Origin of the sequence: Bacillus sp. GZB, assembly GCF_001975995.1 — a bacterium.
In the GTDB taxonomy this organism is placed as follows: Bacteria; Bacillota; Bacilli; order Bacillales; family Bacillaceae; genus Bacillus; species Bacillus velezensis.
The window spans coordinates 142,468-169,229 of the sequence record NZ_MTQG01000017.1 but is presented as its reverse complement, the minus strand read 5'-3'; the positions used below and the strand labels follow the sequence as shown (position 1 = coordinate 169,229).

Annotated in this window: 24 protein-coding genes; 3 read left to right on the top strand and 21 right to left on the bottom strand. The window is 46.5% G+C overall.

Annotated elements, in window-relative coordinates:
- Window positions 1-11: 11 nt before the first annotated feature.
- The 4 genes from nrdR to BXO87_RS11845 form a co-directional block, all read right to left on the bottom strand.
- Window positions 12-470: a transcriptional regulator NrdR gene (nrdR, locus tag BXO87_RS11860; protein WP_003152473.1), complete on the bottom strand. Its 459-nt coding sequence runs from the start codon at window positions 468-470 to the stop codon at window positions 12-14.
- Window positions 471-718: 248 nt separating this feature from the next.
- Window positions 719-1,099 (bottom strand): adenosylmethionine decarboxylase, encoded by a 381-nt coding sequence (gene speD / locus BXO87_RS11855; protein ID WP_003152471.1) that lies wholly within the window; start codon window positions 1,097-1,099, stop codon window positions 719-721.
- A gap of 238 nt (window positions 1,100-1,337) precedes the next feature.
- Window positions 1,338-2,360 (bottom strand): glyceraldehyde-3-phosphate dehydrogenase, encoded by a 1,023-nt coding sequence (locus BXO87_RS11850; protein ID WP_063174674.1) that lies wholly within the window; start codon window positions 2,358-2,360, stop codon window positions 1,338-1,340.
- Between the two features lie 207 nt (window positions 2,361-2,567).
- On the bottom strand, window positions 2,568-2,954 hold the full coding sequence (locus tag BXO87_RS11845; protein WP_003152469.1) for a winged helix-turn-helix transcriptional regulator: 387 nt from the start codon (window positions 2,952-2,954) through the stop codon (window positions 2,568-2,570).
- A 183-nt stretch (window positions 2,955-3,137) separates the two neighbouring features.
- On the opposite strand from BXO87_RS11845, the gene BXO87_RS11840 reads away from it, so the two are divergent.
- Both BXO87_RS11840 and BXO87_RS11835 read left to right on the top strand, forming a co-directional pair.
- The gene (locus BXO87_RS11840; RefSeq protein ID WP_038459457.1) at window positions 3,138-4,337 is read left to right on the top strand and encodes an MFS transporter; all 1,200 of its coding nucleotides are present in this window, start codon (window positions 3,138-3,140) and stop codon (window positions 4,335-4,337) included.
- 58 nt (window positions 4,338-4,395) lie between these two features.
- On the top strand, window positions 4,396-5,238 hold the full coding sequence (locus BXO87_RS11835; RefSeq protein ID WP_038459459.1) for an aldo/keto reductase: 843 nt from the start codon (window positions 4,396-4,398) through the stop codon (window positions 5,236-5,238).
- A gap of 38 nt (window positions 5,239-5,276) precedes the next feature.
- On the opposite strand, the gene coaE is transcribed toward BXO87_RS11835, so the two are convergent.
- The 11 genes from coaE to BXO87_RS11780 all read right to left on the bottom strand — a co-directional run bounded on the left by coaE (window position 5,277) and on the right by BXO87_RS11780 (window position 18,634).
- Complete coding sequence (gene coaE, locus BXO87_RS11830; RefSeq protein WP_038459462.1) at window positions 5,277-5,870, bottom strand: dephospho-CoA kinase; 594 nt, start codon at window positions 5,868-5,870, stop codon at window positions 5,277-5,279.
- A gap of 15 nt (window positions 5,871-5,885) precedes the next feature.
- The gene (gene ytaF, locus BXO87_RS11825; protein ID WP_003152461.1) at window positions 5,886-6,518 is read right to left on the bottom strand and encodes a sporulation membrane protein YtaF; all 633 of its coding nucleotides are present in this window, start codon (window positions 6,516-6,518) and stop codon (window positions 5,886-5,888) included.
- Between the two features lie 136 nt (window positions 6,519-6,654).
- Window positions 6,655-7,485: a DNA-formamidopyrimidine glycosylase gene (mutM, locus tag BXO87_RS11820; protein ID WP_015417984.1), complete on the bottom strand. Its 831-nt coding sequence runs from the start codon at window positions 7,483-7,485 to the stop codon at window positions 6,655-6,657.
- 24 nt (window positions 7,486-7,509) lie between these two features.
- A complete protein-coding gene (polA, locus tag BXO87_RS11815; protein ID WP_052586427.1) occupies window positions 7,510-10,149 on the bottom strand; it encodes a DNA polymerase I in 2,640 nt (879 codons plus the stop codon).
- Between the two features lie 246 nt (window positions 10,150-10,395).
- Window positions 10,396-12,135, bottom strand: a complete 1,740-nt coding sequence (gene pnpS / locus BXO87_RS11810; RefSeq protein WP_076851353.1) for a two-component system histidine kinase PnpS — start codon at window positions 12,133-12,135, stop codon at window positions 10,396-10,398.
- The gene (locus BXO87_RS11805) at window positions 12,128-12,847 is read right to left on the bottom strand and encodes a response regulator transcription factor (RefSeq protein WP_003152457.1); all 720 of its coding nucleotides are present in this window, start codon (window positions 12,845-12,847) and stop codon (window positions 12,128-12,130) included. Before BXO87_RS11805 ends, pnpS begins: the two co-directional genes overlap by 8 nt.
- 215 nt (window positions 12,848-13,062) lie before the next feature.
- Window positions 13,063-14,001: a malate dehydrogenase gene (gene mdh, locus BXO87_RS11800; protein ID WP_003152455.1), complete on the bottom strand. Its 939-nt coding sequence runs from the start codon at window positions 13,999-14,001 to the stop codon at window positions 13,063-13,065.
- Window positions 14,002-14,046: 45 nt separating this feature from the next.
- Entirely contained in the window at window positions 14,047-15,318 is a 1,272-nt protein-coding gene (gene icd, locus BXO87_RS11795) for an NADP-dependent isocitrate dehydrogenase (RefSeq protein WP_007408075.1), read from the bottom strand.
- A gap of 160 nt (window positions 15,319-15,478) precedes the next feature.
- Window positions 15,479-16,597: a citrate synthase gene (gene citZ / locus BXO87_RS11790; protein ID WP_003152453.1), complete on the bottom strand. Its 1,119-nt coding sequence runs from the start codon at window positions 16,595-16,597 to the stop codon at window positions 15,479-15,481.
- Window positions 16,598-17,341: 744 nt separating this feature from the next.
- Complete coding sequence (locus BXO87_RS11785; RefSeq protein WP_038459468.1) at window positions 17,342-17,752, bottom strand: YjdF family protein; 411 nt, start codon at window positions 17,750-17,752, stop codon at window positions 17,342-17,344.
- A 417-nt stretch (window positions 17,753-18,169) separates the two neighbouring features.
- On the bottom strand, window positions 18,170-18,634 hold the full coding sequence (locus BXO87_RS11780; protein WP_003152447.1) for a DUF441 domain-containing protein: 465 nt from the start codon (window positions 18,632-18,634) through the stop codon (window positions 18,170-18,172).
- Between the two features lie 97 nt (window positions 18,635-18,731).
- Here BXO87_RS11780 and ytvI point away from each other — a divergent pair, with 97 nt between their 5' ends.
- Window positions 18,732-19,847 (top strand): sporulation integral membrane protein YtvI, encoded by a 1,116-nt coding sequence (gene ytvI / locus BXO87_RS11775; RefSeq protein WP_038459470.1) that lies wholly within the window; start codon window positions 18,732-18,734, stop codon window positions 19,845-19,847.
- 31 nt (window positions 19,848-19,878) lie between these two features.
- Here ytvI and BXO87_RS11770 read toward each other — a convergent pair whose 3' ends face one another.
- The 6 genes from BXO87_RS11770 to ystJ form a co-directional block, all read right to left on the bottom strand.
- Window positions 19,879-20,262 (bottom strand): FxsA family protein, encoded by a 384-nt coding sequence (locus tag BXO87_RS11770; protein ID WP_012118168.1) that lies wholly within the window; start codon window positions 20,260-20,262, stop codon window positions 19,879-19,881.
- 111 nt (window positions 20,263-20,373) lie between these two features.
- Entirely contained in the window at window positions 20,374-22,131 is a 1,758-nt protein-coding gene (gene pyk / locus BXO87_RS11765) for a pyruvate kinase (RefSeq protein WP_031379141.1), read from the bottom strand.
- A 39-nt stretch (window positions 22,132-22,170) separates the two neighbouring features.
- Window positions 22,171-23,130, bottom strand: coding sequence for a 6-phosphofructokinase (gene pfkA / locus BXO87_RS11760; protein WP_007408068.1), 960 nt, complete (start codon window positions 23,128-23,130; stop codon window positions 22,171-22,173).
- Window positions 23,131-23,321: 191 nt separating this feature from the next.
- Entirely contained in the window at window positions 23,322-24,299 is a 978-nt protein-coding gene (gene accA / locus BXO87_RS11755) for an acetyl-CoA carboxylase carboxyl transferase subunit alpha (RefSeq protein ID WP_020956193.1), read from the bottom strand.
- On the bottom strand, window positions 24,284-25,156 hold the full coding sequence (gene accD / locus BXO87_RS11750; protein WP_007613077.1) for an acetyl-CoA carboxylase, carboxyltransferase subunit beta: 873 nt from the start codon (window positions 25,154-25,156) through the stop codon (window positions 24,284-24,286). The genes accA and accD overlap by 16 nt, the downstream gene beginning before the upstream one ends.
- Window positions 25,157-25,484: 328 nt before the next feature.
- Entirely contained in the window at window positions 25,485-26,717 is a 1,233-nt protein-coding gene (gene ystJ, locus BXO87_RS11745) for an NADP-dependent malic enzyme (protein ID WP_038459476.1), read from the bottom strand.
- Between the last annotated feature and the right edge of the window lie 45 nt (window positions 26,718-26,762).

The window sequence follows — 26,762 nt, the reverse complement described above, 5'->3', positions numbered from 1 at the left end:
TCTTAGCTCTCTCAGCGTTCTTTCTTTATTAAATCTTTCAATTCATCGATAAACACGTTTATATCCTTAAACTGCCGGTAGACGGAGGCAAAGCGGACATAAGACACCTCATCGATTTTCGCCAGACGGTCCATTACCATTTCTCCGACAAGTTCGCTTTTGACTTCAGATACACCTTGGTTTCTCAGCTCTTTTTCAATGTCAAAGCACATGTCTTCCAATGTTTTTAAAGGAACGGGCCTTTTTTCACAAGCTTTAATTAACCCGCGCAGCATTTTTTCACGGCTGAATTCTTCCCGGACGCCTTCTTTTTTCACGACGATCAGAGGCATCTCTTCAAACTTCTCAAATGTAGTGAAGCGGTAATGGCAGGCTTCGCATTCCCGCCTTCTGCGGATTGATTTCCCTTCGTCCGCAGGCCGTGAATCAAGTACGCGGGAACCGTTATGCTGGCATGAAGGACATTTCAAATTGAATCAGCTCCCATCTGTTTCGTTGCTGTAATGCGGTTCGCAAGCTTCCGGTAAATGCCCGCCAACGTTTCTAGGATGAGCCTATTTGTTGGGAGAGCCGATAGACCGGCCTTATCTTTTCTATTTTACAAAAAAAATGCTTAAAGAAAAAGCAATGCTGTTTTTTTACATTAGAAAAGGAGCATCAGCTTCAAAGCGCGTAATGGCTTTTTCAGCTTAGCTCCCTTGTGTTTGCGTTTTGAAAATTACAGTACTTTCGCTTGTGCCTGTTTAATCTGTACAGGCCCCATTCCTCTCGGTATTTCAATGTTTTCTCTTGTATCTGCATGTAATGCGTCCGCAATGTAATCCGCAGCCACATTAGGATCCAGGTCTCCACAAGTATAAACATCAATGCTTGCATATCCGTGTTCAGGAAAACTGTGAATCGTTAAATGTGACTCAGAGATGATAACGACTCCGCTTACGCCTTGCGGTGCAAATTTGTGAAATGCGACCTCGCGCACTTCAGCTCCTGATTTCAAAGCAGCATTTACAAACGTTTTTTCAATAAAATCCATGTCATTGAGCTTATCAAAATCGCATCCCCACAGCTCGGAGATGACGTGACGCCCCATTGTTTCCATAATCATGGACCCCCCTTAACAAGAATTAAAAAAGTGAATTTCCGAGAACTGACCCGGCCATTTACCACGGGGGAAAGTTAGTCCGGAGAGGTCCTAACCCTTTAAGTAATTCCGAAGCAGTCACGAGCAAGAAGTTCACGAAAGATAGTATACTGTGTTTAAGTTTATTTTGCAAGGTGTGTTTTTTGCGAATATGCCGTTAAGGGTTTTTTTCTAACAAATGTCCATGATCTTTAGTCTACACAGCTGACGGGTGTTTCATTCGCGCGGCGACGTGACGGATAAGATCAACGACCCGGCAGGAATATCCCCATTCATTGTCATACCAGGCGAGCACCTTTACTTTTCGGTCTTCCATCACCATCGTTGTCAGTCCGTCGATGATCGCAGAGTGTGAATTCGTATTATAATCCGAAGAAACGAGCGGCTCATCCGAATAATCAAGAATTCCGTACATCGACGTTTTTGCGGCTCTTTGGAAAGCGGCGTTCACTTGCTCGGCCGACACATCTGTTTTCAGATCGCAGACAAGGTCCACTAATGACACATTCGGAACGGGAACACGCAAAGCAAGACCGTGAAGTTTTCCTTTCAAATGAGGCAGCACGAGCGACAGCGCTTTGGCGGCGCCTGTAGAAGTCGGAATGATGGATTCTCCGCACGCTCTCGCCCTCCGCAGATCTTTATGCGGATTGTCGATATTTTTTTGATCATTCGTGTAAGCGTGAACAGTCGTCATCAGGCCGCTTTCAATCCCGAATTCCTGATCAAGCACTTTGACGACCGGCGCAAGACAGTTTGTCGTGCAGGATGCATTTGAAATAATGACATGTTCATCGGGGTTGAACTGCTCTTCATTTACTCCCATGACAATGGTAACGTCTTCATTTTTGCCCGGAGCCGTTAAAATGACTTTTTTCGCCCCTGCTTCAATATGGCTCATCGCTTTTTCTTTTGAATTAAATTTCCCCGTTGCCTCTACGACGATGTCTATTCCGCATTCTTTCCACGGAAGCTCTCTCGGGTCCCGGCGATTGAACAGCATAATATGTTTTCCGTTGACGATCAGGCTGTCGTCGGCGGTCTCAACTTCTTGATCGTATTTGCCGTGAATTGTGTCATACTTTATCAAATGAGCAAGCGTTTCCGGGGGATAGCTTGCATTAATGGCTGTTATTTGAATTTGATCATCTTCCATTGCTTTTCTGAACACCATTCTTCCGATTCTTCCAAACCCGTTGATTGCTACTTTTACCTTCATGCTCAGGTCACCCCTTTTTAATATGCCACTCTAATTTACCTTTATTTATATATAGTATAACACATTAAAAGAAATCCGCCAGTACAACTTGATAAAAATCCACCCTTATACCGATCAATATGTTGTTCAATCGGTTTTTTTGCATATAAAATGATCTTTCTTCCATAAAAAAAGCAGGATCAGCGTCTCAGGCTGCCTGCTTTTTTCTTATATTTGTCCCGGTTCTTTAAATTTGTCATTTAAAATGCTGTCCTCTAAAACGGAAGACACCTCGCCGTACCGTTTAGCAATATGCATCGCGCCCCAGTCGCACAGCGCGTTTAAAATTCTTTCCAGACTGTGCCCGTATTCACTCAGCTCGTATTCCACTTTCGGCGGCACCTGATTGTACACGATCCGGTTGATGACGCCGTCAGCTTCCAGCTCCCGCAATTGCTGTGTCAGCATCTTCTGGGTGATGTCCGGCATAAGCCGCTTCAATTCGCTTGTCCGTTTTTTCCCGCGCATGAGGTGGCAGAGGATCACACACTTCCATTTTCCGCCGATCACTTCAAGCGCCGCCTCTACGGATATATTGTATTTTTTCTTCAGCAACGGTAATTCCTCCTCATCTATAGGAACTAAAAAGTGCCTATGGCACTTAAAAGTACGTTCTTTTCAATGACACTTCTATCGATCATAATGACATTTGCCGGCTGAAAAGGAATGTACTCTTATACTTATATCGTTTACCCGGCATCATTTCAACCATACATTATCGTTCAAGGAGGAAAACAGATGTCTTCACATCGCCAAAGCTATTTACCAGCGCTGCTGGCATTAGCCGTCAGCGCTTTTGCGATCGGCACAACCGAATTTATCAGCGTCGGGCTGCTGCCGCTTATATCTCAAGATCTGCATATACCTGTGACAACGGCGGGGCTTACCGTTTCCATGTATGCTCTGGGCGTGACATTCGGCGCGCCGGTTTTAACATCTCTCACATCCGGCATGTCACGGAAAACGCTGCTGCTCTGGGTGATGTTAATTTTTATCGCCGGAAATACACTCGCAGCGAGCGCTTCCTCAATCGGCGTCTTACTGGCGGCACGGGTTATTTCGGCTTTTTCCCACGGCATTTTCATGTCAATCGGGGCAACAATCGCCGCCAATATCGTGCCGGAGCATAAAAGAGCAAGCGCGATTTCCATTATGTTTACGGGGCTGACGGTGGCTACGGTGACCGGCGTTCCGTTCGGCACCTATCTCGGCCAGCAATTCGGATGGAGAATCGCATTTGCCGTCATTGTGTCGGTAGGAATCATCGCATTCCTCACAAACGCGCTTCTCGTTCCGTCACATTTGCGCAAAGGGACGAAAACCGCATTTTCCGAGCAGGTCAAACTCGTCACAAACGGCCGGTTATTGCTTTTATTTATTATTACCGCGTTAGGCTACGGCGGAACGTTTGTCGTGTTTACGTATTTATCTCCGCTTCTTCAGGAGGTAACCGGTTTCCAGAAAGAAACCGTCGCGGCCATCCTGCTCATTTACGGAATTGCGATTGCTATCGGAAACATGATTGGCGGCCGTTTATCAAACCGGAATCCGCTGAAAGCCTTGTTTTATATGTTCATTGTCCAGGCTGCTGTGCTGTTTGTTCTGACTTTTACCGCGCCGTTTAAAACAGCCGGGCTGATCACCATTATTTTCATGGGGCTGTTGGCGTTTATGAATGTGCCGGGGCTTCAGGTATATGTTGTGATGCTGAGTGAACGTTTTGCGCCAAGCGCCGTTGATACAGCATCAGCCTTAAATATCGCGGCATTTAATGCCGGAATCGCGATCGGCTCGTTTGCCGGCGGAATCATTACAGACTCAATCGGAATCATTCATACCGCTTGGATCGGGGCGCTGATGGTGCTCAGCGCGGTCGTATTAACCGGATGGAGCAGGAAGCTTGAAAAGCGGGATCGCACTGCTCTTGAAAGGAGGTGAGTTTTTCTTCAGCGCATTTTGATTGTTTCAACAGACAACTAATAGGAGGAATATATACATGACAACACATTTACAAGCAAAAGCAACATTGCATAACGGAGTAGAGATGCCTTGGTTCGGCATCGGAGTTTTCAAAGTAGAGGAAGGCGCGGAACTCGTCAACGCGGTGAAAACGGCATTGGTGCACGGCTATCGCAGCGTTGATACCGCCGCGATTTACGGAAATGAAGAAGGTGTCGGCGAAGGCATCCGCCAAGGACTGCAAGAAGCGGGATTAAAACGTGAAGACATTTTTGTCACGTCAAAAGTGTGGAATGCCGATTTAGGATATGAAGAAACGTTAAAAGCGTTTGACACAAGCTTAGAAAAACTCGGTTTAGATTATTTGGATTTATATTTAATTCATTGGCCTGTCGAAGGAAAGTACATCGATGCGTGGCGGGCGCTCGAAACCCTCTACAGGGATGGACGCATTAAGGCCATCGGGGTCAGCAATTTCCAAATTGACCATCTGAAACATCTCATGAAAGAAACGGAAATCAAGCCAATGATCAACCAGGTGGAGTACCACCCGCGTCTGACACAGAAAGAACTGCTTGCTTTCTGCACTGAACAAGGCATTCAGCTTGAAGCGTGGTCGCCATTGATGCAAGGGCAGCTGCTTGATCATCCCGTCTTACAGGAGATCGCTGAGAAGTACGGCAAATCAGCCGCTCAAGTGATTTTGCGCTGGGATTTGCAGAACGGTGTCATCACCATTCCGAAATCAACTAAAAAACATCGTATTGAAGAAAATGCAAATGTCTTTGATTTCGAACTGTCAGCTGACGATATGAAGCGGATTGATGATCTGAACGAAAATCTCCGTGTCGGCCCTGACCCTGACAATTTTGATTTTTAACCAGAAAAACACCGTTCGGCTTTCCGAACGGTGTTTGTTTATGCCCAGCCGCTCAATACTTCCTCAAGCTGGTGCTTTGTATATTCAAGACTGCCGCTGTTATCAATGACGGCGTCAGCTTTTTTTGTTTTGTCCGCTAAAGGCATTTGCGACGTTATCCGGCTCATCGCTTCTTCTTCTGTAAGGGAATTCCGCTCCATCAGCCGTTTGAGCTGAATGTCTGCCGGTACGGTGACGACGAGCACCTTACCGACAAGATAATCAAGCCCGCTTTCATACAAAAGCGGTATATCCAAAACGACGAACTGCTCTTTTCGTGCAATGGCTTCATCCCGCTGTTTCAGCATTTCCGCACGTACCGCCGGATGAACGATCTGATTCAGCTTCAGACGCTTCTGTTCGTCAGTAAAAACGATAGAACCGAGTTTTTTTCTGTCAATATCGCCATTTTCCAGCAGGATGTCTTTTCCGAATGCTTCCACAATTTGTCCGTAAGCCGGCATTCCTTTTTCCACCGCCTGTTTTGCGATGACATCCGCATCAATGACTGTTATTTTTTTGTCGATCAGCATACGCGCTACCGTGCTTTTGCCGCTTGCGATGCCTCCCGTTAAACCGATGACCAAGCTCAAAAAGCCCACTCCTTCTTACATTTTCCAAATCCCGATGATAATCAGCAGGACTCCCGGCAAAAATGTCATTTTATCTATCCAATTCCATCTTGAAAGCAAATGCCCCGCGTTTATGCCGAGTGAAACAAACAGCGAGCTCATCAGCCCGACAGTCACGCTCATCATAACCGGAGAAAAGCCGAGAATGGCCGCTCCCAGCCCGGCACCAAACGCGTCAATGGATAAGGCGATACCGAGCAGAAGCGCCTCGACTCCGTTAATGGTTCCGGATTGATCAATATCGGCGCTGGTCGGTTTTTTCAAAATGTGAATGACGATGCCGAGCGATTTCACTTCAAGATTAAGTAGCGTTTTTTCATGCAATAAGTAATCCGGCTCTTTAGCCGGTTTGAAAAATTGCCAGATGACCCATGCCCCGATTCCGATTAAGATCAGCCCGCCCAGTTTTTCCGTGACGGATACGGGAAAAATCTTTGTCAGAAAATGGCCGATCAGCATGGATATAAACATCACAGAGGCTGAACAGCAAGCGATCACGGCAATCGCTTTGAACGGGATTTTCATTTTTCTCAAACCATACGTAAACCCGACTGAAAAACTGTCCAAGCTGACAGCAAAAGCCAAAAGCAGCAAAGAAACAATCTCCATATCCGTTTCTCCCTTTCTCTTGATCGGCAATTGTGACATATGCCTATTGGGTGAATCACAATATATATATGGAGAAAGGTCATCAACTGTGTTAGAAAAAAGTCATTCTGCTGCCGCCTGCTTGTACAGCTTCAGTTTATGATTTTTTTTGGCAGCGGGCGCAAAAATGCGTCCCCCTTCCGCCGACCACGATTTTAGAAATCATCGTGCCGCACGTTTTGCACGGTTCATCCTTTTTGCCGTATACGTAATGTTTGAGCTGAAACATTCCGATCTCCCCTTGAGAATTGATATAAGACCGGACGGTGCTCCCGCCCGCGTCAATCGCTTCCTGAAGGGTGTCTTTAATTTCTGTATGAAGCGTTTTTATCTGCCCGTCTGACAGACTGTTCGCTTTTGTCTCAGGATGAATACGCGCCCGGAATAAAGCTTCATCGACATAAATATTGCCGAGGCCGACGACCGCTTTTTGGTCGAGCAGGGCTGTTTTCACCGCGCGGTTCGTTTTTGCAAGCCGCTCTTTTAAATAAGCAGCGGTAAATGCTTCATCATCGGGTTCGGGCCCGAGCTGTGAAAGCGGTAATGCATTCAATTCCTCTCCCGGCGCAAACAAATGCATCGTGCCGAATTTCCGGACATCCCGGTAGCGGAGCTGTGTTCCGTCCGTCATGTGAAACACGACGTGCACATGTTTATCGTCAGGCTCATCGGCCTGATGAAGACCGTATTTCCCCTCCATCCGCAGGTGGGACACCATGACATAATGATCCAGATGGAAAAGCAAAAACTTTCCCCTTCTTCCGATGGATCGGATTGTTTCTCCTGCAATCTGCCGCGCGAATTCCTCCGGCTCGGCGGGTTTTTTGATGATATTCGGCCATCTGATATCCGCCGATTCAATCGTTTTCCCCTTCACAAGACCGGTCAGAGTGCGCCGGACCGTTTCAACTTCTGGTAATTCCGGCACAATCATCACTTCCTTTTTCTCTGTTTATTTTGCATCGTACCAAGACGGCCCTGAAGCATAATCCGCCTTCAGCGGCACGTCTAATGCCAAAGCATGCTCCATCACTTCAGGAACCAGCTTCTCTAATATTTCAATTTCTTCCTTAGGCGCTTCAAAAATCAATTCATCGTGCACCTGAAGCAGCAGTCGTGCCTTCAGGTTTTTCTCTTTCAGCTCAGCTGCCATGTCAATCATGGCTTTTTTAATAATATCGGCGGCGCTTCCCTGAATCGGCGTATTCATGGCCGTCCGTTCCGCAAAGCTCCGCAGGTTGAAGTTGCGGCTGGTCAGCTCAGGAATATAGCGGCGGCGCTGCATAAGTGTCGTGACATATCCTTTTTGCTTCGCTTCCTGCACCGATTCTTCCATATATGCCTTGACGCCCGGGAAGCTCTCCAAATAGCGGTCTATAAAAGCGCCCGCTTCTTTCCGGGTGATGCCGAGGTTTTGTGACAGCCCGTAATCACTGATGCCGTAAACAATGCCGAAATTGACGGCCTTTGCCTGGCGGCGCATCGCTTGTGTCACTTCATCTTCACTGACATGAAACACGTCCATGGCGGTTTTTGTGTGAATGTCCATGTCATTCGTAAACGCTTCGATCAGATTTTCATCTTTTGAAATATGCGCAAGCACCCTTAATTCAATTTGTGAATAATCGGCGGCGAAAATAAGCCAGTCCGGTTCGGACGGTACGAAAGCCTGACGGATTTTCCGCCCTTCCTCCAGCCGGATCGGAATATTTTGCAGGTTCGGATCCGTTGAGCTGAGGCGTCCGGTTTGAGTCAATGCCTGATTGAATCGTGTATGCACCTTATGAGAACCCTTGCGCGTGACTTTCAGCAGCCCTTCAATATAAGTCGATTGGAGTTTGCCGATTTGTCTGTATTGCAGAATGTATGCGACGATATCATGTTTGTCTGCGAGCTTCTCAAGCACATCAGCTGAAGTGGAATAGCCCGTTTTTGTTTTCTTTACTGGCGGCAGGCCGAGTTTTTCAAACAGAATGACGCCGAGCTGTTTTGGTGAATTGATGTTAAACGGCTCACCGGCGATGTCATGGATTTTTTCTTCATATTCTTTCAGTTTTGCCTTGAGCTCTTCTCCCATTCGCTTCAGTCTTTCAACATCCACTTTGACGCCCATTGATTCCATTTCTCCGAGAATTAGCGCAAGCGGGAGTTCAAGATCTTCATAAAGCTCAAGCTGATTATTTTCTTCCAAAGCGTCAAGCAGTTTGTCACGGAGGCTGTTAACGGCAGACGCTTTCCGCGCGAGATGATCGGCAAGCTCTTTTTCAGCGGGAACGGCGCGTTTTGCGCCTTTTCCGTATACCGCTTCATCTTTTGAAACGATATTCAGCCCGTATTCTTTCGCTACGCTCGCGACATCGTCGTACGAATTGCCCGGGTTTATAATGTAGGCAGCAAGAAGCGCGTCAAATTCCGTTCCCTTCAGCTCAATTCCCTGCCAGCGCAAAGCGACGACGGAACGTTTGCTGTCGAACACCCACTTTTTCATCGATTCATCTTCAGCCCAAGATTTAAAAGCTTCAGACTGAATGGCGATTTCTTTCGGAATATAATAAAGACCTGTTTCATTCACGATGGAAAAGCCGAGGATCGGTTCTTCGTGATAGTTATCACCGATTTGTTCGACGACCAAAGCGGACGGCGAAACGAGCATATCTTCGGTGATTTCTTCTGCCGTTTCGACATTGATGTCTTCAAAATTTTCTTCCGCCGTTTCCCCGCTTTCTTCACCGAGCCGCTCAAGAAGCGTATTAAAACCGAGGTCTTTAAAAATGGCAACAACTTGTTCACGGTCAAACCCTTGGTAATCTAAATCTTCGGGCTTGACTTCAATCGGCGCATTTGTCATAATCGTCGCCAGCTCTTTGCTCATCAGGGCTTGTTCCTTATATTCTTCAAGCTTTTCTTTTAATTTTTTTCCGCTGACTTCATCAATGGAATCAAGCAGTTTCTCAACCGAATGGAACTGCTTTAAGAGCTTAATCGCGGTTTTTTCTCCGACGCCGGGGACGCCCGGTATGTTATCGGATGAATCCCCCATTAATCCCTTCATATCAATGATTTGCAAAGGAGTCAGACCGTACTTTTCCCGCACGTGCTCCGGCGTGTAATCTTCTACGTCGGTAATGCCTTTTCTCGTAATGGCAACGGTCGTTTTCCCGGTTGCAAGCTGGGTTAAGTCCTTGTCCCCCGAAACGACCTTCACTTCAAAGCCGTCTTTTTCAGCAGATACGGCAAGCGTGCCGATAATATCGTCCGCTTCATATTCAGGAAGCTCGTAGCGGCTGATGTTGTAGGCATCGAGGAGCTCACGGATGAACGGCATCTGTTCTGAAAGCTCCGGCGGCGTTTTTTGTCTTCCGCCTTTATATTCTTTAAACGTGCTGTGGCGGAAAGTGGTTTTCCCCGCATCAAAAGCCACCAGCATATGGGTCGGTTTTTCATCCTCCAGCATTTTCATTAAAATCATCGCAAACCCGTATACGGCATTTGTATGAATGCCTTTTTCATTGCTTAAAAGCGGCAATGCAAAAAACGCCCGGTACGCCAGACTGTTTCCGTCGACAAGCACTAATTTTTTTCGTTCCGTCATTCAATATCCTCCTAAGAGCAAAAGCTCGTCATTCCTCTGTTTTTTAATCTCACAGCTTCTCTTATTTTAACAAAGTTCAATTTGAAAGGAAAATGAGCGGACCCCGTGAAAACGCAAAAAAGGACGGGAACAAGAAAACGCGTTCCCGCCGTCAAAATTGGCTCCTTGGATGAAGGGGTTCTGTTATATCCTAACAAGATAGGTTTAACAGGTCATGAAGAAATTGTTAATCCTTTGTAAAGCTGATCACGCTGCCGGCGGCCGCTTCAGCGTCACAGTGAACACAGTTCCCTGTCCAGGCTCGCTTGTGACCTCGATTTTACCTTCATGGGCTTCTATTAAGTGCTTCACAATGGCGAGGCCGAGGCCGGTTCCTCCCGAGTTGCGGCTTCTGTCTTTATCCACGCGGTAGAATCTCTCAAATATCCGCGGGATCTCTTCTTTCTGAATGCCGATTCCCGTATCGGACACTTTGATATCGACAACGGTTTCTTTCACATGTACCGAAATCCCCACCGTCCCTTTTTCAGGCGTGTAGGTCAGGGCATTGTTCGCCAGATTCAAAAATACCTGCTTCAGCCTGTGCGCATCACCCGTCACAAAAATCGGCTCTTCCGGGAGATCGAGCTGAAAGCTGATGCCTTTTTCCTCAGCCTTATGCTGCAAAAGCGCCTCAATTTCATGCAGAATTTTTGCAGCATCAAAGGACTCTACGCGCATCGTAAAGTTTTGCTGCTCCATCTTGGATAAATCCAATAAATCCTGCACGAGAGATTGGAGCCGCTCACTTTCTTTCAGAATGATAGACAGAAAGTCTGAAAGCGCCTTTTCGTCTTTCATCGCTCCGTCTAACAGTGTTTCCGTAAATCCTTTAATCGAGGTGATCGGTGTTTTCAGTTCATGGGAGACATTGGCGACGAAGTCCTTTCTCATCTGCTCCAATTTTTTAATTTCTGTCATATCGTGAAAAACGAGGACGATGCCCTTCCATTCATCATCAGGGCCCATGATCGGAACGCCGTCAACTTCAAAGTAGCGCCGCTCAATGTTGATGGGAAGTCTGAGCAGCTGGCATTTTTTCGTCTCCGTCATAAAAATGTCTTCGACAAGCCGAATGATCTCCTCATGTTCAAACGCATCGTGGTAAAGGCGCCGAAGCAGACGTTCAGGCTTTGTATGAAACTGCTTCGTGTATGACCGGTTCACGAGATTGATAAAACCTCTCCCGTCTATTAAAATCAAACCGGATCCGATATTTTCAATGACGGTTAACAGACGATCGCGCTGCATATCCTGCGTTCTTGTCATTTCCATTAAATCGACCGCCAGGCTGTTCATCGCACGCCCGAGACGGTCCGACCGCCTTGCGTAACCGCTGTAGGAGCGGGCGTCATAATTCCCCTTGGAGAGCTCCGTCGCCACCTTTGTCGCGGCGTCGATTGATTTTTTGTAACGGGACGTCATGTTTGTATAAAAGAAAACGATAATGATAAAAGCGGTACAAAGACTTGCTGCCAGCATGCCCCACATTTCTCCGGTAACGCTTGAACCGCCGTTGATCTCCGAGGAAACGAGTACATACCCCGCAATTTTCCCTGCGTCATTTTTTACGGCAGTGCCGCGGATGACTCTGCTTTTCGACTGTACGGCTTCCTCGCTTTTATTGTGAGAAATGAATTCCTTTACGGCTGAATCATCAGCACGACTGCCGGAATGATATACGGCGTCACCCTTCTCGTTGAGCAAGGAGACGTTTATACCGAGGGTGCGGCCGGCGTCACGGATTACCGTTTCATTGCTTTTATTGCCGATTCGGCCGGTGTCAAGAAGGCCCGCTATGTATACCGATTCCTTTTTCAGCTGATCCGCCGTTCTTTCTTCAGCGGATGAAGAAATAAGCTGCTGTAAAAAAAGGCCGAGAACACTGAAAACCAATATGATACATACAACGAGTAAAGCGAACAGACGCACACGGACTTTATTCATTCATTTTTGGCTCCTCCAGTTTATACCCCAAACCTCTGATTGTTTTAATATAGATCGGTTTTTTGGTATTTGATTCGATTTTGTCGCGCAGATGGCTGATATGAACGTCAACAATCCGGGTATCCCCGGCAAAATCATAGTTCCAGACCGCGCTCAGCAGAAGATCTCTCGTCAGCACTCTTCCCTTGTGTTTTCCCAAATACAGAAGCAGTTCAAATTCTTTAGGCGTCAATTCCAGCTGTTCTGACTTAAAATACGCTTCGTAATGCTCAGGAAGAATTTTCAGCTCGCCGATGAGGATCTGCCCGTCCTTTTCCTCTTCTCTGCCTTGTGACAGCGAAGAAATGTCAGCCCTTCTTAAAATGGCTTTCACCCGCGCAGTGACTTCCCGCGGACTGAACGGCTTTGTCATGTAATCATCCGCTCCGAGCTCCAGTCCCAGCACCTTATCAAATTCCTCATCTTTTGCTGTCAGCATCAAGATCGGAACCATCATTTTCTGCTGTCTGAGCTGTTTACAGACGTCGATTCCGTCCACTTTCGGCAGCATGACATCCAGTACGATTAAATCCGGATTTTCATTCTCTGCCAGCTCCAGAGCCTCTTCGCCGTCTGATGCGGTTATGACATCATAGCCGGACCGTTCCAGATTATACTGTAAAAGAGTAACGATAGATTGTTCATCATCTACAACTAAAATTTTTTTGTTCATGCTGCGCCCTCCGCTGTCTATTTTCCCCGACATCCAATTTTCTCTATTTTATGTGCTGCATATCACTTTATGATTTCATTTTATCCAATACTGCCCGTTCAGACAATTCGCCTTTTTGATCATTTTCAGAGAAAGGATCGCTCAGGGAAAAAGAAAACGCTTTCATTAATTGTAAAAAGAGGAAGGCTTCTGATTCGGAAGCCTTCCCTTTTTTCTTATGACAATACTTTCATCACGTTTTTGACAGATTCAACTGATTTACTCAGCTGCGCTTTTTCATAGTCTGTCAGTTCAAGCTCGATGATTTGCTCCAGGCCGTTTCCTCCGATAATCGTCGGTACGCCTAAGTAAATGCCTTCATGACCGTATTCGCCTTCTAAGTAAGCGATGGTCGGAAGCACGCGGCGCTGATCTTTCAAAATGGCTTCTACCATTTCAGTCAGTGATGCAGCAGGCGCGTAGTAGGCGCTTCCGTTTCCGAGAAGGTTGACGATTTCCCCGCCGCCTTTTCTTGTGCGTTCTACAATCGCATCAAGACGGTCTTTCGGGATAAGCGTTTCAAGCGGAATGCCGCCCGCATAGGAATAACGGACGAGAGGAACCATGTCGTCACCGTGTCCGCCAAGAACAAAACCGGTCACATCTTTTACAGACAGGTTTAATTCTTCAGCGACGAATGTTCTGAATCGCGCAGTGTCAAGCACTCCGGATTGTCCGATGACGCGTTCTTTCGGGAAGCCTGATTCTTTGTACACCGCATATGTCATCGCATCAACAGGGTTTGTCAATACAACGATAATGCAGTCAGGAGAATATTTCACGATCTCACGTGTGACGCTTCTCATGATTTTTTCGTTTGTAGATACGAGATCATCACGGCTCATGCCTGGTTTTCTCGCAATTCCGGCTGTGATGACGACGATATCAGAACCGGCTGTGTCCTCGTAGTTGGACGTGCCTGTGATTTTCGCGTCAAATCCTTGGACCGGACTTGCTTCGAGCATGTCTAGCGCTTTTCCTTTTGTCGGGTTTTCTAATTGCGGAATATCAACGAGCACAACGTCCGCAAGCTCTTTTTGAGCTGTAAGAAAGGCTGTTGTCGCTCCCGTAAATCCTGCTCCGATAACAGAAACTTTACTGCGTGTTTTTCCCATGATTCTCTTCTCCTTTTTTGGCTTCATTAGAAGTCTGCTTTAGGTTCAGTCCATGTTTTTGATTAGCTCTTCACCAAACTCTGAACATTTCACTTCAGTTGCACCGTCCATTAATCTAGCAAAATCGTACGTTACTACTTTTGAAGCAATCGTTTTTTCCATAGATTTAATGATCAAGTCGGCAGCCTCATTCCAGTTCAGGTGTTCAAGAAGAAGCACTCCTGAAAGGATGACGGATGACGGGTTGACTTTGTCAAGGCCGGCATACTTAGGAGCCGTTCCGTGAGTCGCTTCGAAAATCGCATGCCCTGTTTCATAGTTGATGTTCGCTCCCGGCGCGATTCCGATTCCGCCTACCTGAGCGGCAAGCGCATCAGAGATATAGTCTCCGTTTAAGTTCATTGTCGCCACGACGTCGAATTCGCTCGGACGGGTTAAGATCTGCTGAAGGAAAATATCAGCGATGCTGTCTTTGACGATGATTTTTCCTGCCGCTTCCGCGTCGCTCTGCGCTTTATCAGCCGCTTCTTTTCCGTCTTTTTCGACAATGCGGTCATATTCAGCCCAAGTGAATACTTTATCTCCGTATTCTCTTTCGGCAAGCTCGTAGCCCCAGTTTTTAAATGCCCCTTCAGTGAACTTCATGATGTTTCCTTTGTGGACAAGCGTGACAGACTTACGGCCGTTTTCGATCGCATACTCAATGGCAGCTCTGACTAAGCGGCTTGTGCCTTCTTCAGAAACAGGCTTGATGCCGATTCCTGACGTTTCAGGGAAACGGATTTTGTTAACACCCATTTCATTTTGCAGGAAGCTGATCAGCTTTTCAACTTCTTCAGAACCTTTCGCATACTCAATTCCGGCGTAAATATCTTCGGTATTCTCGCGGAAAATGACCATATCCGTATCTTCAGGACGTTTGACCGGGGAAGGCACTCCCGTGAAATATCTGACAGGGCGCAGGCACGTAAACAAATCAAGCTCCTGTCTCAGCGCCACGTTCAGAGAACGGATACCGCCGCCGACCGGTGTCGTCAGAGGACCTTTGATGGCGATGAAATACTCTCTGATGTCTTCCAGCGTTTCGGCAGGAAGCCACTCACCTGTTTTATTATAAGCCTTTTCACCGGCATAAACTTCTTTCCACGTGATTTTTTTCTCGCCTTTATATGCTTTTTCAACAGCGGCTTCCAATACTTTAGAAGCGGCGTTCCAAATATCAGGGCCTGTGCCGTCGCCTTCAATAAACGGGATAATCGGATTATTTGGTACGTTTAATACTCCATTAGAGACTGTAATTTTTTCACCTTGTGACACAATATTACCTCCCAGTATGTAATTCATATTTAGAAAACATTTTATTTTTCTTGTATAGAAAATAAAATGACTTTTCTCAAGATTCTATCAAAATTGTAAACCAATCCGGGCTTGATTAACAAGAGGCTAACGACATGAAAATCACCAGCCTCCCGTTTGATCAGGCTCTTTCATCAATCGGAACAAAAGTCTGCTTATCCGGACCCGTGTAATCAGCGCGCGGGCGGATGAGGCGGTTGTTATCGTACTGTTCAAGAATATGGGCGATCCATCCTGACATTCTGCTGACCGCAAAGATCGGCGTGAACAGATCGTGATCAATGCCGAGACTGTGGTATACAGATGCGGAATAGAAATCAACGTTAGGCGGAAGTTTTTTCTCCGACGTCACGATTTCTTCGACACGGATTGACATCTCGTACCATTTGCTTTCACCCGTCAGATTCGTCAGGCGTTTGCTCATTTCTTTTAAGTGTTTGGCGCGCGGGTCTCCATGCTTATACACACGGTGTCCGAAGCCCATTACTTTTTCCTTTTTCTCCATTTTGCTGCGGATATAAGGCTCGGCGTTTTCCACTTCGCCGATTTCTGTCAGCATTTTCATGACGGCTTCATTGGCTCCGCCGTGAAGCGGTCCTTTTAAAGCACCGATGGCGGCAGTGATGCCTGAGTAAATATCAGATAAGGTGGCGACACATACTCTCGCCGTAAATGTTGATGCGTTCAGCTCATGATCCGCATGAAGAATGAGCGCTTTGTTAAACGCTTCCACTTCGATCGGAGAAGGCTCTTCACCGTTTAAGGTGTAAAGGAAGTTCTCCGCGATTCCGTACTCTTCCTTCGGTTCAACAGGATCAAGTCCTTTGCGGATTCTTGAGAAAGCGGCGACAATGCCCGGCACTTTCGCCTGCAGACGGATGGCTTTTCTGTAGTTCGCTTCCGGATTCATAACATCGGCTTCACTGTCAGTCAGACCGAGTAATGAAATCGCCGTCCGGAGCGCAGCCATTGGATGTACGTTATTGAGGGGATAGGATTTGAAGTGCTCAATGATTTCTTGTGGAACGGCAGCTTCTTTCGCAAGCTGTTTTTTCAGTTCAGCAAGTTCCGTTTTATTCGGCAGGCGCAGATGCCACAGCAAATAAATGATTTCTTCAAAACTTGCATTCTCTGTCAAGTCGTCAATATCGTACCCTACATATGTAAGGGTATCGTCGATAATAGAGCTTACAGATGATGTTGTTGCTACAACCCCTTCAAGACCGCGTGTTGCTGTCATATTCAACCTCTCCTTTTCAATCAAAATTCCCCTTTAAAGAGTATATAAAACATACGGCTTACTTAAAATGAGTCATGCAAACACTCCCTTTCCCCTTCAAGAAAATGCTTACATTTCACTGGTTGCGGTTACATAACCGATATGCTTATAGAGGAACATAACAAATTCTTATAAGCTTATTTAAGTTTAAGCCTATTCTTATTATAAACAATAATCTGATTAATTTGTAGACTTTTAACTAAAAATGTTTTAAAAGCCCTATATATCAAGGTTTTGCGTTGATAAATTTAATCGCTTGCTTTCAGGCGCTTTGTAAAACCATGTATTCTCATGTTTTCAATTGGGGGAGTTTTGGAGGAGACTTTAAAAGGACAGGCGCGACAACTTCACCGCAAATTCCCCCTCCTTCTTTACCGGAGAAGAGGGTTATTTTGTTTACTCGACTGAATCAATGTTCGGATCAGCTTCAGAAATCCATGTCTTGGTTTTAGTTGGCTCCCCCCACATGGCCTGGAATCGTTTGACTGCATTTGCGCTGATTTCGGGCCGTAAATATCCTCATCAAACCGTTCATCAATTGAAACTGACTCATTTACTGATGTAAGTGAATTTAAATAAATTGCAGAAAAACCCTCCTCATCTCGAGAAGGGCTCGATTTCTACTTCTTTTTCTCTAAATCAGTCCGAAGAAACAAACTGATGCCGCTCAACTTTTCAATCGAAGGGCTTCATCGGGTTCTCCAACTATTTTCCCCTATGCTTTTCTTTTGCTTTTTGTTTTCTGATTAAATATTTTTGTTCCCTTATTTTTTCTCTTTGTTTTCTATTCAGTTGTTTTTTCTTTTCTTTTCTTGCTTCAAGCTCCTGTTTTATCGCTTTTTGTGCCTTAGTTGATATCCCGATATTTTTCATCTCTTTAGAAGCTTGCCGTTGCAATCTTTTTGGGTTTAATTTCTTAGATTTTGCTTTAACACAAACCCCTTCTTGTTCAATGTGGGAGAGAGTCTGTAAAAGTTGATTATTAACAAAATGCATTATTTCTGAATCCTTTGGCTCTTGTCCAAACAAATGACTCATTGCTCTTAATTTCCCATCATCCACAACTTCAATGACTCCTACCCAAAACTGACCATCGTAGTAAACCGTTAATTTCATAACGATTCCCTCCTCCTAAATTTACTGAAGAATGATGGACATCCCGAGGAGGGGAAGGTTACTGACATTTTAAATCATGCATCCGGACTACCAACCGAATTGTGTTTTTTCATTCTCATTATAAATTTAACAAACTTTCAAATTGAAGGAAAGGGTCTCCGCTTATTTTGACAACACTTCAAGTTTTGCTTTGGTATCAGCGCATAAATTCCATCAGCTTTTAATCCATTCATCAATTGAAATTACTGCAATCGCTGTTTTCGCTCCATGTGCGCCGTCGATTCCAAAGTTCTTTGTTACATGGTAAGCCACTTCATTCATCGGAATAATGTAAATGGCATTTGTCTGAACTACAAAATGCGCTGCAAACTCTTATTTTCACACGCAAAAAAAGCAGCTTTACGCCGCTTTTTTACTTTACGAGGTGAATATTTTAACGATTTGCATGGCCAAGTAGGCGATTCCGGCGCCGATTAACGGGCCGACGGCGACGCCTCCGAAAAGCGCGACGGCAAGTATCGTGCCGATGACCAGCGCCGTTGTAATATGAGGGTCGTTTTCCAATAAGGTGAGTCCGTTTTTGGCGATTAAGGCAACCGCGATCCCGGCACCGAGAGCGATCCACGCATAATATGATTTCATTGCTTCTCCGAGCTGTTTAAAACCGATATCACCTGTGGCAATCGGCACTAAAACGGCGATTGTAATGACGGTGACTCCCCAGTTGATGCCTTTTGACTGAATAACCGGAAATAGTTTCTGATCAAGACCGACAGCTTTTATCACAATGAGAAAGCCGACGGCAAAAAGCAATGACTGATTTTTGGCTACCAATGCGATGGCCAGCAATAATAGTAAAAATAAATTCGCCTGTGTAAACATCCTGAAAGCACCTTCTTTCATCATATCTGTATTCATATCCTTTTTTTTGACGAATAAACTAATGTAATAGGACGTGCCGACCGAGAGGAGGATCGATGTGAACCCGCACTATGCAACTGTTTTTTTCCGCGCGCTGTTTGTACTCGCTGCGGCCGGCGGCGCTTTAGCGGCCGGTTACGCCTCATTTCCGTTAACTTATCCGTTTCTGATCGCCCTTATTCTGTCATCAGCGATCATTCCCGTTGTTGACTGGCTGGACAAACTGACGGGGCTGCCCCGGTCAGTCAATACTGTCATTGTCCTGGTCTTCTTTTTGCTTATTCTTCTTGGCGCGGCGACATTTCTCGTTGCGGAAATCATTTCGGGAACCGCCTATCTGGCCAAAACGCTCCCTCCTCATATCAGCGCCTTTATGACGTATTGTGAAGAGCTGTTCACTTCCCGCATTCAGCCATTGTACCACGAGCTGACCGTCCTATTTAACGGGCTGGAAACCAATCAGCAAGCATCCATCGTGACGCATATTCAGACCCTCGGTGATACAGCCGCTAAAAATGCGGGGCTGATGCTTTCACATCTTTTGGAGCTGGTGCCGAAATGGATTGCCTTCCTTCCCAATACAGCTGCCGTCTTCATTTTCGCAATGCTGGCGACTTTTTTTATGACAAAGGACTGGCATAAGCTGAAGGCGCTGCTTTATTCCATTCTTCCGGAACGGGTTTCGGCAAACGCCAAGGCCGTATCGGGAGAGCTGAAAAAAGCGATGGCAGGTTTCATTAAGGCGCAGGCCGTGCTCATACTTTTCACGATGATCATTGTCTTTATCGGACTTTTTCTTTTAGGGATTGAGCATGCGGCAACCATCGCCTTTTTTATCGGCCTGGTGGACCTTCTCCCGTATCTCGGCGCCGGGTCGGTCTTTGTTCCCTGGATTATGTATTTGGCCATTGCCGGTCAGCTTCCTCAAGCGATCGGTCTCGGTGTTTTATATATTGTGGTTCTCATTCAGCGCCAGCTGACGGAGCCGAAAATTTTAAGCAGGTCAATCGGGCTTGATCCGCTTGCGACCTTAATCGCCCTGTTTGCCGGCTTTAAACTGTTCGGAATTTTAGGACTGGCTGCGGGGCCCGCGCTGCTCGTTTTCATTCAGGCCTTTATCACAACGGGCGCTTTAAAAGAAATATGGGCCTATATTACTGTTCAATCCAAATAAAAACAGCAGCCCTGTAAGAAGGCTGCCGTTTTTATTTGATAATGATCCGCTTGTTTTTTGACATTCCTCTCAGCCATTTGAACAAAAGCGGCTTCATGCGGTTCCGAGTGAACGGAATCAGAAGACAGGCCCCTGCAATATCGGACAGAAAACCCGGAAGCATCAAAAGCAGGCCTCCGAAAAAGACGCATATTCCATCAAGAAGCGCTTCCCCCGGCATTTTGCCGTGCTGCAGGTCGCGCATCACCCGATGATACACATCGGTTCCCTGTCTTTTTGCCACCAAGGCGCCTAACACGCCTGTCAAAATGATGAGAAGGAAGGTCGGAAAAATACCGAGCCATTTTCCCGCCAGCAGAAACAAGCCGATTTCAATTGCCGGACACACGATAAACAGTAAGAATAAAACTCTCATTTTTCTGTCCTCCTGCCCTTCTAAAAGCGCGTCACCGCCCGCATGGGAATAGGAAAATCAGCCTAAAGACAAAAGAGAAGGGAAAACCCCCCCTCTCTTTTTTAAAGCTGTTTAAAGAACGCTTGCGCGGCCTTCATACACAGCGCCGCGGGCAGCGTCAACTGTGATAACCTGTCCTTCTGTTAAAACTGAAGTTGCGTTCTCCAGACCGACGATAACCGGAATGCCCAAGCTTAAACCGACAACGGCTGCATGGCTTGTCAGACCGCCTTCTTCAGTGATGAGCGCTGATGCTTTTTCAAGTGAAGCGATCATGTCGCGGTCAGTGCTTGAAGCAACCAATACTGCGCCGTCTGTCATTTTTTGTTCAGCTTCTTTCGCATTTTTTGCAACAACGACCGGACCGAATGCAGATTTGCGCCCGATGCCTTGCCCTTTCGCGATAATGCTGCCGACAGTGTGGACTTTCATCAGATTCGTCGTGCCTGATTCACCGACAGAACCTGCTGTAATGACAATCAGATCACCGCGTTTCACGATGCCGCTGTCAAGTGATTTTTGAACCGCGTCTTCAAGCATTTCATCGGTTGAATTCGCGTTTTGGCCGCTTGCCGGAAATACGCCGAATACAAGGCCGAGTTTGCGTGATACAGACTCATTAACCGTAACGGCTACAATCGGAGCCTGCGGACGGTATTTCGCGATCATACGCGCCGTATGGCCGCTTTCTGTAGGGGTAACGATAGCTGCCGCACTCAGATTGATCGCCGTGTGCGCAACTGATTGGCCGATCGCATCGGTAATCGTCATGCCGACCTGATCTCTGCGTTTAGACAGAATTTCTTTGTAGTTCAGAGATTCTTCCGTGCGTGTGGCGATGTTAAACATTGTTTGAACCGCCTCGACAGGATATTGTCCCGCAGCCGTCTCACCGGAAAGCATGATAGCATCTGTGCCGTCGAAAATGGCGTTGGCAACGTCACTTGCTTCAGCGCGTGTCGGACGAGGGTTGCGCTGCATGCTGTCAAGCATTTGTGTCGCAGTAATAACCGGTTTGCCGAGCGCGTTGCATTTTTTGATCATTTCTTTTTGCACGAGCGGCACTTCTTCGGCCGGAATCTCTACGCCGAGGTCTCCGCGCGCTACCATTAAGCCGTCAGATACTTCCAGGATCGCGTCCAGGTTGTCCACGCCTTCCTGGTTCTCGATCTTAGGAATGATTTGAATGTCAGACGCGTTATGCTCTTCAAGCAGTTCGCGGATTTCAAGGACATCCGTAGAACGGCGTACAAATGACGCAGCGATGAAATCAACGCCTTGCTCGATACCGAATACGATGTCTTTGGCGTCTTTTTCAGTAATTCCGGGAAGGTTGACGCTGACGCCGGGAACGTTTACGCCTTTTTTATTTTTCAGCGTGCCGCTGTTTAAGATTTTTGTTTTGATTTCGTGTTTTTCCGGATTTGATTCTAGCACTTCCAATCCGATTAAACCGTCATCCAACAGGATGATAGACCCTGCTGACACGTCGTCTGCCAGGCCTTCATAAGAAACTGAGAATTTTTCAAGCGTTCCCAGCACCTGTTTCGTAGAAACGATAATTTCATTTCCCGCCTGAAGCTCAAGCGCGCCGTTTTCCATATCGTGCGTGCGGATTTCCGGACCTTTCGTATCGAGGAGAATCCCCACGTTTTTGCCGAGCTTTTTGCTTGCTTCTCTGATGTTTTTGATTCTTGCGCCGTGCTCTTCGAAATCACCGTGTGAAAAATTCAGACGAGCAACGTTCATACCCGCTTCCATCAATTTTGTCAGCATTTCTACACTTTCACTGGCCGGACCGATTGTACAAACGATTTTTGTTTTTTTCAACTCGTTCACTTCCTTCTGAAATCTTCAGCTTCTTCCGCCTTAAATAGACAGTTCTTTTGAAAGCTGATACATGTTTGGTTCAACAGTATGTTTTGATTCTAAAATTTCTATAATATCATGGTCTACAAGCTTGTTGTTTTGTATACCTACGCAGCGTCCGCCTTTTCCTTTAAGCAGAAGCTCAACCGCGTAAGCGCCGAGGCGGCTTGCAAGAACCCGGTCAGAAGCGCTTGGAGATCCGCCGCGCTGGATGTGCCCTAAAACGGATACCCGTGTTTCAAGGTTCGTTTCTTCTTCGATGCGTTTTCCGAATTCAACCCCGCTGCCTACCCCTTCTGCAACGATGATGATACTGTGTTTTTTGCCGCGGTCGTGCCCTCTCTTCAAACGGCCGATAATTTCCTGCATATCGTAGTCCGCTTCAGGAATTAAAATTGATTCCGCTCCGCCTGCAAGACCTGCCCATAAAGCAATGTCGCCCGCATGGCGCCCCATCACTTCAATAACGTATGTACGCTCATGAGACGTAGCGGTGTCACGGATTTTATCAATCGCATCAATTACGGTGTTTAACGCCGTATCAAATCCGATCGTAAAATCAGTTCCCGGGATGTCATTATCTATCGTACCCGGTACACCCACACACGGAAACCCGTGTTCCGTTAATTTTTTCGCACCCATGTATGAACCGTCTCCGCCGATGACGACAAGACCTTCAATGCCGAGTTTCTTTAAATTTTCGATTCCTTTTTCACGGCCTTCAACTGTTTTGAATTCAGGACATCTGGCCGTATACAGCTTTGTTCCGCCGCGGTGGATGATGTCACCGACCGAACCAAGCTCCAGTTTCTCTATTTTTCCGCTGATTAATCCTGAATAACCGTTATAAATTCCGTACACTTCGACGTCGTGGTAGATAGCTTTCCGCACAACCGCGCGCACCGCAGCGTTCATACCCGGGGAATCCCCGCCGCTCGTTAAAACTCCTATACGCTTCATTTCCTATTCACCTCAGCAACATATATATGTTAAACATATCATGATCATTGCCCTAAAACAATGAAAAGGGACGCCTGAGCTCCCATGAAACCTTACCTATTATACAATTAAATAAATTGTTTTTAAATAAAATTTAAGGAATATCACAAAAATCACAAAAAATAAACGTGAGCCATAGGCTTCACGTCTATTCAGTTTACCCCGATATATTGATCCTCAACCGAAACTTTCCCGATTGCTTTATATTTTTCATATCGCTGTGAGATCAATTCTTCGGCGTTCAATTGAAGAAGAGATTTTAACGTTTCTTTAAGTATACCGTCAATGTAGCCCGCCTGCTGCTTGATATCATGGTGAGCTCCGCCCTTCACTTCTTTAATCATATCATCAATAATTCCTAATTCTAATAAATCGGGCGCAGTAATCTTCATGGTTTCGGCCGCTTTTTTCGCAAGGCTGGAGTCTTTCCACAAAATGGATGCGGCTCCTTCAGGAGAAATAACGGAATACGTCGAGTTCTCAAGCATCAGCATGCGGTTGCCCACACCTAACGCAAGCGCGCCTCCGCTGCCGCCTTCCCCGATGACGATACAAACGACAGGCACTTTCAGGCCGGCCATCTCGAACAGGTTCTTGGCGATGGCTTCACTTTGTCCCCGTTCCTCCGCCGCTTTACCCGGGTACGCTCCCTTCGTGTCGATGAAGCAGATAATCGGGCGGTTGAACTTATCCGCCTGCTTCATGAGACGAAGCGCTTTGCGGTAGCCCTCAGGGTGAGGCATCCCGAAATTGCGGACAAGGTTTTCTTTCGTGTCTTTTCCGCGCTGATGTCCGATAACGGTGACCGGCATGCCGTGATATTTGGCGACTCCGCCGACAATCGCCGCATCATCTCCGTATGTTCTGTCTCCGTGGCACTCAAAAAAGTCGGTAAACAGGTATTGAATGTAATCAAGCGTCGTCGGCCGGTCGGGAAGGCGTGCGATCTGCACTCTGTCCCACGGCTTCAGGTTTTTATAAATCTCATCCTGAAGCTTGCTGAGCCGGTCTTCAAGCCTTGCGATTTCAGCGCTTAAATCCATCTCCGAATCTTGGGTGAATTTTTTCAGTTCGGCGATTTTCGTCTGCAGTTCAATCACTGGTTTTTCAAATTCTAATCTTGCAGCCACTCATGCTCACCTCCTGTTTGGTGCATGTCCAGCAGAAATGCGAGTTTGTCTTTCATGTCGTTTCGGTGAATCACCGCATCAAGCTGGCCGTGCTTTAATAAAAATTCCGCCGTCTGGAAATCTTCCGGCAGTTTTTCCCCGATCGTCTGTTCAATAATACGTCTTCCGGCAAATCCGATCAAGGCGCCCGGTTCAGCGAAATTATAATCACCGAGAGACGCGAAACTGGCCGATACGCCGCCTGTCGTCGGATGGGTCATGACAGAAATAATCAGTCCCTGCTCCTCACTGAACAGTTTTAATGCAGAGCTTGTCTTGGCCATTTGCATAAGGCTTAAGACCCCCTCCTGCATACGTGCGCCGCCGGAAGCGGTAAAGATGATAAACGGGACTTTTTCCTCTTTTGCTTTTTCAATTGCAAGCGTGATTTTTTCGCCGACAACCGAACCCATGCTGCCCATTCGGAATGTTGAATCCATGATCGCGATCACGGCAGGGAATCCGCTGATGGTTCCTTTTCCGGTAACCACCGCTTCATTCAGCGATGTTTTCTCACGGTCTTTTTCGATTTTTTCTAAGTATTCCGGGAAACCGAGCGGGTTTTCAGATATCATTCCCTGGTTGAATTCTTCGAATGAATCTTCATCCAGGAGGCTTTCAATGCGCTGCTTTGCATTCATCGGGAAATGGTGCCCGCAGTTCATGCAGACGCGCAGGTTTTTATCTAACTCTTTTGTGAGCATGATTTTTTTACATTTGGAGCACTTTGTCATAATGCCTTCCGGAACATCATGTTTTGCCTGCTCAGACGGCACGGAAGCATATTTTTTCTTTTTTGTGAATATATCCTTTAACAAATGATTACCTCCCTTTTGTGAAGGGTTCTCTTCACTGCATGTCTTCCGATTAGATAGACTTAATAATAACTTTACCGAAACTATTGTACTTTTTTTGTCAAACGGTGTCATCCTCCATTCGACATTTTTTGCTGCAAAACAGACGGAAACGGACGGATTTCATACCGTAAAAAGCGTTGTTCAGCCTTATCTGTCAGCGTTTTCAAAAGAAATAAGAATTCTGCTGAAATTTTTTTAAGACCTGCCCTTAAAAAAATGCCAGCAGTCCGTATATTGAACAGCAGCGCGTTGTTTTTTTCCAACGCGCTGCCATTTCATTTTTGTGTTATTATTCGCCGATAACCGTGAGCTGTCTTGTTTTTTCAGCCACTTCCTCAGGATCGACCGTAATTCTGGCGACGCCCGTTTCCATCGCTGCTTTCGCAACAGCTTTCGCAACGGCAGGAGCCACACGTTTGTCAAATGGAGCCGGGATGACATAATCAGCGCTTAATTCTTTCTCTGAAACGAGGGAAGCAATCGCTTCAACCGCAGCAATTTTCATTTCTTCGTTGATGTGAGTCGCACGAACGTCAAGCGCCCCTCGGAAAATTCCAGGGAATGCCAGAACATTGTTAACCTGGTTCGGGAAATCAGAACGGCCTGTTCCGATTACGCTTGCGCCGGCTGCGCGCGCGTCTTCAGGCATAATTTCCGGATTCGGGTTGGCCATTGCGAAGATAATTGGATCTTTCGCCATGCTCTCCACCATTTCTTTCGTCAGCGCGCCTTCGACTGATACGCCGATAAAGACGTCTGCATCTTTAATGACATCCTGCAGGGAACCGTCGTTGCGGTCTTGGTTTGTAAACTTGGCCACTTCGTTTTTCACTGCGTTCATGCCGGCCGGACGCCCTTCGTAAATCGCCCCTTTAGAGTCGCACATCACGATGTCGCGTACGCCGAAATGGTAAAGAAGCTTGATGATCGCGATGCCTGCCGCTCCCGCTCCGTTTGCCACAACTTTAATGGATGACATGGATTTTCCTGATAATTTCAGCGCATTTACAAGTCCGGCAACGGTTACGATGGCAGTGCCGTGCTGATCATCGTGGAAAACCGGAATGTTTGTTTCTTTTTTCAGGCGCTCTTCGATAATGAAGCAGTTCGGCGCCGCAATATCTTCAAGGTTGACACCGCCGAATGTCGGTGCAAGCAGCTTCACAGTGTCAATGATTTTGTCCACATCGTTTGTGTCAAGCGCGATCGGGAATGCGTCCACGCCCGCGAAACTTTTGAACAGCACCGCTTTCCCTTCCATGACCGGAAGTGAAGCTTCAGGCCCGATATTACCGAGACCGAGAACGGCTGATCCGTCTGTTACGACTGCTACCATGTTCCCCTTCATTGTATAATCATATACTTTGTTTTTATCGTCATAAATCTCTTTACAAGGCTCAGCTACTCCGGGAGAATAGGCAAGGCTTAAGTCGTCCGCGTTTCTGACTTCTACCTTTGCTTTTGATTCCAACTTTCCTTGGTTTACTTTGTGTAAATGTAACGCTTCTTCTCTTAATGACATTCTAAACACTCCTTTTAAGTACTTTGTTACATATTCTGCCGCATA